Source organism: Type-E symbiont of Plautia stali, from assembly GCF_059731115.1.
Window position 1 is genome coordinate 1842158 of sequence record NZ_AP035906.1, and the last position, 12443, is coordinate 1854600.

12 protein-coding genes and 3 tRNA genes are annotated in these 12443 nt (G+C 52.1%); 4 read left to right on the top strand and 11 right to left on the bottom strand.

The window, feature by feature from the left end; all coding sequences use genetic code 11:
• Window positions 1–76: 76 nt before the first annotated feature.
• The 5 genes from pykF to AC6I8L_RS08500 all read right to left on the bottom strand — a co-directional run bounded on the left by pykF (window position 77) and on the right by AC6I8L_RS08500 (window position 3607).
• The gene (gene pykF, locus AC6I8L_RS08480; protein WP_034821670.1) at window positions 77–1489 is read right to left on the bottom strand and encodes a pyruvate kinase PykF; all 1413 of its coding nucleotides are present in this window, start codon (window positions 1487–1489) and stop codon (window positions 77–79) included.
• Window positions 1490–1833: 344 nt separating this feature from the next.
• Window positions 1834–1910, bottom strand: a tRNA-Val gene (locus tag AC6I8L_RS08485).
• Window positions 1911–1922: 12 nt separating this feature from the next.
• A tRNA-Val gene (locus AC6I8L_RS08490) sits at window positions 1923–1999 on the bottom strand.
• Between the two features lie 3 nt (window positions 2000–2002).
• Window positions 2003–2079: transfer RNA gene (locus tag AC6I8L_RS08495), tRNA-Val, on the bottom strand.
• Window positions 2080–2233: 154 nt separating this feature from the next.
• Window positions 2234–3607, bottom strand: coding sequence for an MATE family efflux transporter (locus AC6I8L_RS08500; RefSeq protein ID WP_058959751.1), 1374 nt, complete (start codon window positions 3605–3607; stop codon window positions 2234–2236).
• 198 nt (window positions 3608–3805) lie between these two features.
• Between AC6I8L_RS08500 and AC6I8L_RS08505 the strand changes: the two genes are divergently transcribed.
• Window positions 3806–4456, top strand: coding sequence for a riboflavin synthase (locus tag AC6I8L_RS08505; RefSeq protein WP_034821656.1), 651 nt, complete (start codon window positions 3806–3808; stop codon window positions 4454–4456).
• A 47-nt stretch (window positions 4457–4503) separates the two neighbouring features.
• Here the strand turns inward: AC6I8L_RS08505 and cfa are convergent, their stop codons facing one another.
• On the bottom strand, window positions 4504–5652 hold the full coding sequence (cfa, locus tag AC6I8L_RS08510; protein ID WP_058959752.1) for a cyclopropane fatty acyl phospholipid synthase: 1149 nt from the start codon (window positions 5650–5652) through the stop codon (window positions 4504–4506).
• Between the two features lie 309 nt (window positions 5653–5961).
• On the bottom strand, window positions 5962–7164 hold the full coding sequence (punC, locus tag AC6I8L_RS08515) for a purine nucleoside transporter PunC (RefSeq protein WP_058959753.1): 1203 nt from the start codon (window positions 7162–7164) through the stop codon (window positions 5962–5964).
• A 108-nt stretch (window positions 7165–7272) separates the two neighbouring features.
• On the opposite strand from punC, the gene punR reads away from it, so the two are divergent.
• Window positions 7273–8184, top strand: coding sequence for a DNA-binding transcriptional activator PunR (gene punR / locus AC6I8L_RS08520; protein WP_058959754.1), 912 nt, complete (start codon window positions 7273–7275; stop codon window positions 8182–8184).
• Here punR and purR read toward each other — a convergent pair.
• The gene (gene purR / locus AC6I8L_RS08525; protein WP_034821643.1) at window positions 8181–9206 is read right to left on the bottom strand and encodes an HTH-type transcriptional repressor PurR; all 1026 of its coding nucleotides are present in this window, start codon (window positions 9204–9206) and stop codon (window positions 8181–8183) included. The two genes, punR and purR, sit on opposite strands and share 4 nt — an antisense overlap.
• Window positions 9207–9479: 273 nt before the next feature.
• Here purR and cydH point away from each other — a divergent pair, with 273 nt between their 5' ends.
• A complete protein-coding gene (cydH, locus tag AC6I8L_RS08530; RefSeq protein WP_097119278.1) occupies window positions 9480–9569 on the top strand; it encodes a cytochrome bd-I oxidase subunit CydH in 90 nt (29 codons plus the stop codon).
• 85 nt (window positions 9570–9654) lie between these two features.
• Here cydH and AC6I8L_RS08535 read toward each other — a convergent pair whose 3' ends face one another.
• A complete protein-coding gene (locus tag AC6I8L_RS08535) occupies window positions 9655–10440 on the bottom strand; it encodes a C40 family peptidase (protein WP_058959755.1) in 786 nt (261 codons plus the stop codon).
• A gap of 364 nt (window positions 10441–10804) precedes the next feature.
• Here AC6I8L_RS08535 and AC6I8L_RS08540 point away from each other — a divergent pair, with 364 nt between their 5' ends.
• Window positions 10805–11140 carry a Grx4 family monothiol glutaredoxin gene (locus tag AC6I8L_RS08540; RefSeq protein ID WP_176505800.1) on the top strand — a complete coding sequence of 112 codons (336 nt, stop codon included), beginning with the start codon at window positions 10805–10807 and terminating at the stop codon, window positions 11138–11140.
• Window positions 11141–11230: 90 nt separating this feature from the next.
• On the opposite strand, the gene rnt is transcribed toward AC6I8L_RS08540, so the two are convergent.
• Window positions 11231–11899 carry a ribonuclease T gene (gene rnt / locus AC6I8L_RS08545; protein WP_045813980.1) on the bottom strand — a complete coding sequence of 223 codons (669 nt, stop codon included), beginning with the start codon at window positions 11897–11899 and terminating at the stop codon, window positions 11231–11233.
• A gap of 108 nt (window positions 11900–12007) precedes the next feature.
• Window positions 12008–12415: a lactoylglutathione lyase gene (gene gloA / locus AC6I8L_RS08550; RefSeq protein WP_034821634.1), complete on the bottom strand. Its 408-nt coding sequence runs from the start codon at window positions 12413–12415 to the stop codon at window positions 12008–12010.
• Window positions 12416–12443: the final 28 nt, after the last annotated feature.

The window sequence follows — 12443 nt, forward strand, 5'->3', positions numbered from 1 at the left end:
ATCTGGATTTTGTATTAGCGCAAGAATAAAAAAAGCGCCCCGAAAAGGCGCTTTTAAATAAAACTTCAGGCAAAAATCAGAGTACGTGGACTGAAGCGGTGTTGGTCGTGCCACTTGGAACCAGTGCACCTGATACCATCACCACAACGTCGCCTTTCTGTGCATAGCCACTTTCCAGCGCCATTTCCTTGCCAATACGGTAGAAATCATCCGTTGAGGCAATTTCAGTCACCAGACGCGTCTCCACACCTTTGCTCAGAATCAGCTGACGTGCGGTGGTCGCATTGGTGGTCAGCGCCAGAATGGTGGCATCCGGGAAGTATTTACGAATCGCTTTAGCAGACTTACCGCCTTCGGTCGCCACCACAATCACTGGGGCTTCCAGCTTTTCTGCTGTTTCCACTGCGCCACGGCAAACCGCTTCGGTGATGCGCAGTTTGCGTGAATCCTGCAGCTCGCCAATGCGAGATTTCATCACGCGGTCGGTACGCTCACAGATGGTTGCCATGATGGTCACAGATTCCAGCGGGTAACGACCCTTAGCACTTTCACCCGACAGCATAACCGCATCAGTACCATCAAGGATGGCGTTCGCCACATCGCCTGCTTCCGCGCGGGTAGGGCGCGGGTTCTTGATCATTGAATCCAGCATCTGCGTCGCGGTAATGACCACTTTGCGTGCTTTGTTACATTTCTTGATCATCATCTTCTGCGCGAAGATCACTTCTTCAACCGGGATCTCAACGCCCAGGTCACCACGCGCAACCATGATGCCGTCAGACGCTTCCAGAATCTCGTCGAAGTTGTTCAGGCCTTCCTGGTTTTCGATTTTAGAGATGATCTGGATATGCTCGCCACCGTGGGCTTTCAGGTGCTCGCGAATCTCCAGTACATCCGAACGTTTACGGATAAAGGAAGCCGCGACGAAATCAACGCCTTGCTCGCAACCGAAGATCAGGTCACGTTTGTCTTTTTCAGCCAGCGCTGGCAACTGGATAGAAACACCTGGCAGGTTAACGCCTTTGTTTTCACCGAGGTCACCGTTGTTCAGCACATTACAGACGACCGTGTTTTCTGTCACTTCAGTAACCTGCATACCAATCAGGCCATCATCGACCAACACGGTGTTGCCGATTTTAAGGTCTTCGGTGAAGCCTGCATAGGTCACAGCAACACGTTCGCTGTTACCAATCACTGACTGATCGGTGGTGAAAGTGAAAGTCTGGCCGGCTTTCAATGAAACATCGTTGCCGCCTTCCAGTTTCATGGTACGAATTTCAGGACCTTTGGTGTCCAGCAGAATCGCGGCCTGACGACCGGTTTTTTCCATGACGGCACGCATGTTGGTGATGCGCTGACCATGTTCGGCATAATCCCCGTGTGAGAAGTTCAGGCGCATGACGTTCATGCCCGCTTCCAGCAGTTGAGTCAGCATCTCTTCAGATTCGGTTTTCGGACCGATAGTACAAACAATCTTGGTCTTTTTCATGTCAGGTTTTCTGTAAGTTGTGATGGATGATAGAGGTCGGGATTCGCGGCGTTTGGCAGCGAAGTGAAAATGTGTATGGTGTTGGTTTGGATCGTACAGGAGTAAGAATAGGTGACAGAGGCTAAGCGTGCAGAGAAGTTATGCAGTACGCGAGGGAACTGGCAGAGCAGTGTTGCGCAAATCATTTGAGTTGTTGGCATAGGCACGTTAGCGCTGAAACCTTTCAGGTGGACAACGCGGCATAGTATAGACGCTAAGTATGCGAAAACCAATATAAAAGCTGAGAGAGAAAACGATGCAGATCAAGAAAAAGGGTGTTGCGCAAAGAGAGAGAAAACAAAGAGTGGTGCGCTCTAATGGACTCGAACCATCGACCCCCACCATGTCAAGGTGGTGCTCTAACCAACTGAGCTAAGAGCGCATTTTAGAAATTTGGTGCGTCCGAGTGGACTCGAACCACCGACCCCCACCATGTCAAGGTGGTGCTCTAACCAACTGAGCTACGGACGCACTTGGTGCGCTCTAATGGACTCGAACCATCGACCCCCACCATGTCAAGGTGGTGCTCTAACCAACTGAGCTAAGAGCGCAACATGCTGTCAGGGCGACAGCGGGGACGAATATTAACGGCAGGCCACGATGCTGGCAAGGGAAAAAATGATTTTCCATGACGACTGACCAGCATCTGTGCGACCCGCTGTTTTTTTAGGCATTGCAGGGGCAAATAACGGCCTGTTCAGCCACTTAGCGGGCCGCGCGCGCCAAAATTATCTGCGCCGGCAAACGTTGCAACCGAAGAATACGCCAAATCATCATCACGGCAGCAGACGTCAGGCCGACAATAAATCCGCACCAGAATCCCGCCGGACCGAGTTGCGGTACCACCCAGTCGGTCAGCGCCAGAATATAACCCACCGGTAAACCCAGTACCCAATAGGCAATCAGGGTGATAAAGAAGATGGAGCGCGTATCTTTGTAGCCGCGCAGAATCCCGCTACCAATGACCTGAATGGAATCTGAGAACTGATAGATGGCAGCGAGCAGCATCAGCTGGGCGGCCAGCGTAATCACTTCTGGATTGGCGGTATACAGTGCGGCGATATGTTCACGGAAGGTGATGGTGAAGATCGCTGTGATAGCGGCCATGCTGATACCGACACCTTGTCCCGTCCATGCCGCCACGCGCGCCTGTTCCGTTGAGCCCTGCCCAAGACGATAGCCCACGCGGATGGTGGTCGCGACACCGAGTGACAGTGGCAGAACGAACATCAGCGAACTGAAGTTCAGCGCAATCTGATGACCCGCAACTTTTACGATCCCCAGCGGAGAGACCAGCAGTGCCACCACCGCAAACAACGTGACCTCAAAGAACAGTGCCAGCGCTACCGGTAACCCGAGGGTAAACAGCCGAGACAAGATGACGCGTGAGGGCGGTGACCAGCGGCTGTTCATGCGAATATCGCGCATGCTCGCCATGCGTTTCAGCCAGAAACGCATCACCATAAACATTACCCAGTAAACCGAAGCGGTGGCGACACCACAGCCTACGCCCCCGAGTGCGGGCATACCGAAATGACCGTAAATAAAGACGTAGTTCAGGGGAATGTTAACCAGCAAACCCAAAAAGCCCAGCAGCATGGCTGGCTTGGTTTTTGATAAACCATCGCACTGATTACGCGCCACCTGGAAGAACAGGTAGCCGGGTGCACCCCACAGTAATGCATGGAGATAGCCTTCGGCTTTAGCCGCCAGTTGCGGATCGATATCGTGCATGGCATGAATCAAATAGCCGGCATTCCACAACACCACCATGATCAGCAATGCGACGGCCAGTGCCAGCCAGTAACCCTGACGCACTTGTTCCGCGATGCGTTCGCGGCGTCCTGAACCGTTGAACTGCGCAACGGTGGGCGTCAACGCCAGCAGAAGACCATGACCGAACAGAATGGCGGGAAGCCAGATAGAGGTGCCGACAGCAACGGCGGCCATATCCGTGGCGCTCACCGCACCGGCCATAATGGTATCCACAAAACCCATCGCCGTCTGAGCCACCTGAGCAAGGATGACCGGGATCGCGAGGGCCAGCAATTGACGCGCTTCTGTTAAATACTTCTGCACGTAACACCTGCTTAAATTAAGAAGAGAAGAGGGGAGATATCCCCAAAGAATGCGCGGCTAGTGTAGCGGTAGCGCTGCGTTCCACCAAACTTTGATCGCATTTTGTTAAGTTAATTGTGTAAAGTTTGAACTCCGGCAAATTAAACCGCGCTGCTCAAGCTGTGATAAACTGGCGCAAACTTCGCAGAGGCTGAGAGTATGTTTACTGGAATTGTGCAGGGCACGGCCGAAATTATCGCCGTAGAAGAAAAAGAGTTGTTTCGTACCCATATCGTACGTCTGCCGGAAGAACTTTTACCGGGATTAGCGTTGGGCGCCTCGGTGGCGCACAACGGCTGCTGCCTGACGGTGACGGCGATTGAGGGCGATCGCGTGAGCTTCGACCTTATCAAAGAAACCCTGCGCATTACCAACCTGGGTGAATTAGCGGTGGGCGATGTGGTGAATATTGAGCGCGCGGCGAAGTTCAGTGACGAAATTGGCGGACATTTAATGTCTGGCCATATTATGACCACAGCAGAAATCTGCAAAATCATCCAGTCTGAAAATAACCGTGAAGTGTGGTTTAAATTACAGGATGCTTCTCAGATCAAATATATCCTGCATAAAGGTTTCGTCGGTATCGATGGCATCAGCCTGACCGTGGGTGACGTCACCAAAAGCAAATTCTGTGTGCACCTGATTCCGGAAACGCTGGAGCGCACTACGCTGGGTGCGAAAAAACTGGGGCACAAAGTGAACATTGAGATCGATCCCCATACTCAGGCGATTGTCGAGACGGTGGAACGCGTTTTGGCCCAACGTGAAGCCGCGGCTATCGCGCTGGCGCAAGCCGCAGACGCTGAGTAATCCAATAAAAAAGGCGCCGCGGCGCCTTTTTAAATTCTTATCCTTGATTACCGTGCAACGCGTAATCCACCTTCTTTACCGCGACTGAATACCACCTGCCACAATTGGATGTCACGCGCGCGGAAAGCGCCGGCGCAAGCATTGAGATAATAACTAAACATCCGTTTGAAGCGATCGCCGTATTTTTCTTCCAGTTGCGGCCAGGTCTTCTGGAATCGTTCATGCCATGCCATCAGGGTGGTGTCATAATCCGCACCAAAATTATGCCAGTCTTCCATAATAAAATGCTTCTCGCTGGCATCAGCAATTTGACGCACAGACGGTAAACACCCGTTGGGGAAGATATATTTATCAATCCAGGAATCCACATTCATATCGGTGGTGATGGCACCAATGGTGTGCAGTAAAAATATGCCGTCTGGTTTGAGATTGCGATCGGCAACGTCAAAATAAGTGGCATAGTTTTTCGGCCCCACGTGTTCGAACATGCCGACGGATACAATGCGATCGAACTGCAAATTCAAATCACGGTAATCCTGCAGCAAAATGGTCACGTCCAGCCCTTCACAGCGCTGCTGGGCTAACTTCTGCTGCTCAGCCGAGATGGTGACGCCATGCACTTTGACGCCATAATTGCGCGCGGCAAATTCAGCCAGTCCGCCCCAGCCGCAGCCGATATCCAGCAACGTCATGCCGGGTTCAAGCTGCAATTTTCGGCAGATCATATCCAGCTTGGCATACTGAGCCTGTTCCAGTGTTTCAGCGTCTTTCCAGTAACCGCAGGAGTACTGCATAAAGGGGTCGAGCATCAGTGAAAAAAGATCGTTACCGAGATCGTAATGTTCTTTCCCGACAATCCAGGCGCGTTTCTTAGACTGTAAATTGGTTAAACGCGCAGCCGCAATACGCAAGGTATCTTTAAAATGACGCGGGAGTTGTTTATCCAGATGCTGTTGCAGAACGCGATGGAAAAAGACATCCAATTGTTCGCAATCCCACCAGCCATCCATATAACTTTCACCCAGACCTAGCGATCCTTCCTGCAAAACACGTTTAAAAAAATCCGGATGCTTGACCTGAATATCCCAGGGGCGTGTGCCATTGACTGCAACATCAGCGCGTTCCAGTAATTCGTTGACGATGCGAAACCAGTGGTTTTCTTCAAGGCTCACTTCTTCTATACACGATGAACTCATAGCTTCTCCATCACCCTTCCGATTTGAACCTGTGGAAATAATAGTCAATTTCCTAAGGCCTGTGAGAGAACTCACGGAAAATCCGTGCGCCAGATATCCGACGTTTTACAGAGGTATGAATCTGAATAGAAATGTCTGGCACCAATCAAGAGAGGAAGATCGTGCAGACGCCATCCCAGCGACAGAGTCGCTTAAAATTAATGCAATTATGTTATTGATTTGTTGCAGAAATGCTGACCCACTGAGTATATGCTCACGTGGGTCAATATTCAACGAGTTATCGTTAGTTTGCTAACGATAATCGTTGCATCAGTGATTATCTTCGCAGGGACGGGAGGTGTGAGCAATATCACTTTGTGCGTTTAAGCTGCGTTGCCAGATGAAGCCAGCCCAGGCCAGCACCACAGTGGTGACCATCACCAGTGTGGTGTTGTAGAGCGCCTGTTGTAATCCGGCAGAGACCAACAGGCTGGCGATAAAGCACAAACCCAGTTGCAGCAGATTTTGCAAACCTGCGGCTTTGCCCGTGGCGTGCGGAAAAGGCGCTAATGCGCTGGAAACCACAATCGGGTAAATGGCGCCATTGGCCAGCGCCATGCCACAGAAAGGCAGCAGCAAAGCAATCAACGAAGGCGCAGGCAGCATCGCCACGACAAACAGACTTAATATGCTCAGGCTGTAAAGCACCAACAGCCACGGCAGCAGTTGCGATCCTTGATATCGGCTCAGCATCGCGCGGCAACCAAAGCCACCAATCAAAAACGCGATGGTTTGCGGAATATAGCTCAGACCAATATCGGCGGGAGTTAAACCCGCAGACGCCAGGATAAACGGCGAACCGGTTAGCCAGGCAAAGAAACTGGCAGAACAGGCAGAGTAGATCAGCACGTTGCCGCTGTAGACACGCGTGGAGAGCAGATTCAGCCAGCCGGGTTGCGGAGCATTATCTGCTTTGGCTTTTTTAGGCGCAGCAAGCTGCAGCGTGCCGATGACCAGCAGCACGGCAATGATCGTCAGCACGACAAAGATACTGCGCCAGTGGAAATGGCCCATCAGCCATGCACCTAACAAAGGTGCCAGCGCAGGAGAAAGGGCAACCAGTGGCATTATGGTAGCAAAAACTTTATTGGCCTGGGCTTTGAGGTAGCGATCGACCACCAGTGCCTGCCAGCTGACCGCGGCGGCGCACACGCCAACCGCCTGCACAAAGCGCAGTGCCAGCATCATATTGACGTCCGTCACCCATAACATCCCCAGGCAACCCAGGGCAAAAATCGTCAAACCTGCCAATAAAATGGGTTTACGTCCAAAGCGATCTGACAACGGTCCCCAGAATACCTGGGCGCAGGCAAAACCACCGAGAAATAGACTGAGGCTGGCGCTGATGGTGCCCGGCGCGGTGGCGAAGTCACGCTGCATATCGCCAAAAGCAGGCAGATACATATCCGTAGCGAGGAAGCCGAGCATGCTGAGCACGGCAAGATAGGGCATAAATCCTTTTGACGACAACATAGTAATTCTCATTGGCAGATTGAACGTTGGGGAGTGTAAAAGAGTGCGTCATTCTTTGTGAAACGCTAATATTTGCGCAGTGTTGTTAAAATTTTTGAAGGCAAAAGTATGTGGTCTGAGTATGCGCTGGAAGTAGTGGACGCCGTCGCGCGCAATGGCAGTTTCAGCGCAGCGGCGCAGGAATTACATCGCGTGCCCTCTGCCGTCAGCTATACGGTGCGTCAGCTGGAAACCTGGCTGGCCGTGCCGTTGTTTGAGCGTCAGCACCGTGAGGTGGTGTTAACCCCTGCAGGCGAGCATTTTGTGCGGGAAGCGCGATCTGTTATCAAAAAAATGCTGGCAACCCGCAGGCAATGCCAGCAACTGGCGAATGGCTGGCGCGGACAGCTCAGTATTGCCGTGGATTGCATTGTAAAACCCCAGCGTACCCGACAACTGGTAAAGGATTTTTACCGTCATTTCCCGGATATGGAATTGATCATCAGCTACGAGGTATTTAACGGTGTATGGGATGCCTTAGCGGACGGGCGGGTCGATGTGGCGATTGGCGCCACCCAGGCGATCCCGGTGGGTGGACGTTTTGCCTTTCAGGATATGGGTGCCCTAAACTGGCGTTGTGTGGTCAGTCCTGATCATCCTCTGGCCGCGAGTGCCGATCTCAACGAAGAAGCGCTGCGTGCCTGGCCATCGCTGGTACTGGAAGATACCTCTCGCGCATTACCACGACGCATGACCTGGACATTGGATAATCAGCGGCGTTTAGTGGTGCCAGAGTGGGAAACAGGGATGGATTGTTTGCAGGCGGGATTGTGCGTGGGCATGGTGCCGGGCCACCTCGCGCGACCTTTACTCGACAGTGGCGCGCTGGTGGAGCTATCACTGCCGCAGCCGTTTCCGGAAAGTCCCTGCTGCGTCAGTTGGTCAGAACAGCGTGCGTCACCCGCGCTGGAGTGGTTACTCGCCTATCTTGGCGATGCTGAAACGCTGAACCACGAGTGGCTCAGCGAAAATCAGCTTTAACGGCGGTAATCACGGAATGGACCGTCCGCCACGGAGCGACGCTCAATCAGTGTAGGCTGGACCTCAATGGTTTGCGGCTCTTCGCGTTTGCTGGTGATGCGATCCAGCAGCATTTCCAGCGCTTTTTTGCCCAACTCCGCTTTCGGCTGGTGAACTGTAGTGAGCGCAGGGGTGAAGTAGCGCGCGTTGCGCACGTTATCATAGCCAATCACGGAGATGTCCTGCGGCACGCGCAGTCCCATCTCATCGGCGGCACAGATCGCGCCCATCGCCATGATATCGCCCCCGCAGAACACGGCGGTCGGACGCTGTTTCTGATTAAGGATCTGCTGCATCGCCTGATAACCCGATTCTGGCTCGAAGTCGCCCTGAACAACCCATTCAGGCCGCACGGTCACACCGCCTTCGCTCATCGCCTGCAGGAAGCCCGCATGGCGCCCGCCGCCGGTGTTGCGCTCCATTTGACCCGGAATCGCACCGATATCTCGGTGACCGCGCTCGATAAGGTAGCGTCCAGCCAGGTAACCCCCCTGGAAGGCGTTATCCTGTACGGTATCGGTGAAGTCGCCGCGAGAGGCGCCCCAGTCCATCACGACCATCGGAATGTTGCGGTTGTCTTCCAGCATCTGCAGCAAATCGTCAGGATATTCGGAGCACATGACTAACAGACCATCGACACGCTTTTGCGCCATCATCGACAGGTAAGCGCGCTGCTTTTGCAAATCGTTATGTGCGTTGCCCAGAATCAAGGTATAGCCGCGTTCGAAACAGTGGTTTTCAACCGCTTCGATAATTTCGGCAAAGTAGGGCGCTTCGCTGGAAGTGGCTAACAGTCCCAGCGTTTTGGTGTGATTCACCTTCAAACTACGCGCAACGGCGCTCGGCGAATAGTGCAGCTCTTTAATCGCTTCCCATACGGCGTTACGCGTTTCCTCTGCAACAAAACGCGTTTTGTTGATGACATGCGAAACGGTGGTGGTAGATACACCCGCGCGTTTCGCTACATCTTTAATTGTTGCCATGAAAAAGGTACTCCCCGGCTTATCGCAACTTACTGATAAGTATATTGTTAAACGTTTGCGTCTGCGAAGGGTTTTATGCCCTAAAGGGGGGGCAAATCTGCCGTATCAGGCAGGGAAAATCACTTCAGCAGGCTGTAAATACAGCATGCGCAAAATCAGTTGCGCAACGAAAGGCGGCGATTCTAGCAAGCCAGCGCGGATAAGACGAGATTTTTGCCCACCGCTGTGCGAAAATTGTTTTAACCCTATTAAATGTGTGACTAAGGAGTAGTGATGAGTACAGATTTAAAGCTGGCGCTAATGACCACGGTTGGCGCACTGTTGATGATTATTGCGTTTAGCTTCACCGCCATTCTTCATTAATTCAAAGCGCATCAATAAAAAAAGCCGGCACTGATTAAGCGTCCGGCTTTTTTTGTGGGGAGAGCCACAGGATGTTGCGCAACAATTAGCGAATAGTTTTTGGAGTCATCATACGGCGCGCACCGACATAGTGTTTCTGCCAGTAGTCTTCGCCCAATGCGCTAATCTGAATGTCTTTACCGGTGCGGGGTGACTGGATGAATTTACCGTTGCCGAGGTAAACACCCACATGATCGGCAGTCCCGCGATTATTGATGCGGAAGAATACCAAATCCCCTTTCTCCAGCATCTCACGCTTAATGGGCGCGGCATCGTGCAGATGATACATCTCATTCGCCGTGCGCGGGAATTTGTATTTGACGAGATCTTTATAGGCATACCAGACCAAACCACTGCAATCGAAACCGGTATGGGGTGAGGTGCCACCCCACTGGTAAGGCTTGCCCAGTTGTCCCATCAACTTCGTCATCGCGGTTTCGCGTGCCTTTTGGTAGCGCAGGCGGTGGGATTTGCTCATCTTGATGCCAGTGAGTCCCTGAACTTCATCGTCCACAACTGGGGACTTTTTCGCGAGGCGTTGATGTCCATACTTTTTCAATGGCGACTTCAGCAGGGATTTTTTGCGGCTGGATTTGTTTAAGGCGGTTTCGGTTTTACTCTGCTTTTTCAGCTTGAGCTTCTGCACGGTGGTCAGGCGAGACTTTTTAGCCGTTGTTTTAACCGGGCGTCGCTTGCGGCGCTCATCTTCGCGCGCACTTTTTTTCTCGGCATTATGCAAACTGGCATTAATCGGGGCATGCTGCGAAGCAGAAGCCACGTTAAAGAACAGTTGGGCAAAAGCCAGTATGAAAAGCGTAATCAGTAAACGCATAGTCCGGTTACAGGTTAAGCAGTCTGGCAAAAAGCAGGCTGCGGCAGAGTAAGAGAAATCTGATCAACGATCAGCGCCGAAGCAATTCTAATCCACTTTTTTTCCAAAAGGTAAGGCCTTTTTCTATTAATCTGTTACCAGGTAGATAATGTCGCTAAATTGAGCGATTTCAGCTGTTTAACGCAGCGAAATTATTGCTAATTATTAATTTGTTCATGCTTATTAATGATAGGAAAATGTTATCTGTACCCTCAGCACTTAACAAACATGGCGATCAGCTGGTCGGTAACGCAAAATCCCGTTTTCAGTGCGGGGCTGAAGTCGCTACAATAAACAAACACGAAGTGAAGGATTAAGGAAGGCAATAATGAGTACTGTTGAAAAAATTCAGCGCCAGATCGCAGAAAACCCGATTCTGTTATACATGAAAGGTTCCCCGAAACTGCCAAGCTGCGGTTTCTCAGCACAGGCTGTGCAGGCGCTTTCTGCCTGTGGTGAGCGCTTCGCGTATGTGGATATTCTGCAAAACCCGGATATCCGTGCAGAATTGCCAAAATACGCCAACTGGCCGACTTTCCCGCAATTGTGGGTGGATGGCGAGCTGGTCGGCGGTTGCGACATTATCGTTGAGATGTTCCAGCGTGGCGAATTGCAGCCGCTGGTGAAAGAAACCGCTGAGAAGTATAAAGAAGCGGAATAATTGCGAAGGCCGACACATGTCGGCCTTTTCTTTGCGTACTCATCCGGCAATCAGCCAATCAGCCAATCAGCCAATCAGCCAATCAGCCAATCAGGCAGAGGCATCGTCTTCAGTCTGTTCTTCACTGAAAGCCAGTGGCCAGCCCCCCAAACGTTTCCAGCGGTTCACCAACTCACAGAACAGCGTGGCCGTTTGCTCGGTGTCGTACAGCGCGGAGTGCGCCTGCGTGCTATCAAACTCCATCCCCGCCGCTTTGCAGGCTTTTGCCAATACCGTCTGTCCCAACACCAAACCGCTCAGTGCCGCGGTATCAAAGGTCGCAAACGGATGGAAGGGATTACGCTTCAGGCTGGCGCGTTCGGCGGCGGCCATCACAAAGTTCAAATCGAAAGTTGCATTGTGCGCCACGATAATGGCGCGATTACAGCCATGATCTTTGGTGCCTTTGCGCACCATCTTGAAGATAGCATGCAGCGCTTCGTATTCGCTTACCGCGCCGCGTAAAGGGTTGGAGGGATCGATACCGGTAAACGCCAGCGCCGCAGGATTCAGGATCGCGCCTTCGAACGGCTCAACGTGAAAGTGCAGGGTTTCATCACGGTGTAACCAACCGTCCTCATCCATCTTGAGCGTGGTGGCCGCAATTTCCAGCAGTGCATCGGTTTGCGCGTTAAAGCCGGCGGTTTCGACGTCAATAACCACAGGATAAAAACCACGGAAGCGTTGATGAAGAGCGTTTAAGGCGTTCGATTCAGACATCAGGATCTCATAGCAAGAAATGGGGCAGCGCGCATTATGGCAAAAATTACAGGAGGGTGCAGCAGGAGAGGGAAGTCAGCCTGCAAATTAGCAGACTGACTAACGGCATCAGTGACCGAGGCCGTGACCAGCGTGTTTGTTTTCGATCAGCTCGATTTTGTAGCCATCGGGATCTTCAACAAAGGCAATAATGGTGGTGCCGCCTTTTACCGGACCGGCTTCACGCGTCACGTTGCCACCGACACTGCGGATGCGCTCGCAGGTCTCAGCGACGTTATCGACGCCCAGCGCGATATGACCATAAGCATTACCGAGGTCGTACTTGTCCACGCCCCAGTTGTAGGTCAGTTCGATCACCGCGCCTTCACTCTCTTCGGTGTAACCCACGAAAGCCAGGGTGTATTTGTATTCGGTGTTTTCGCTCTGACGCAGTACGCGCATGCCCAGCACACGGGTATAAAAATCGATAGAACGTTGCAGATCGCCAACGCGTAACATGGTGTGAAGTAAACGCATAACATCCTCTTTTGAAAAGTCATCAGGG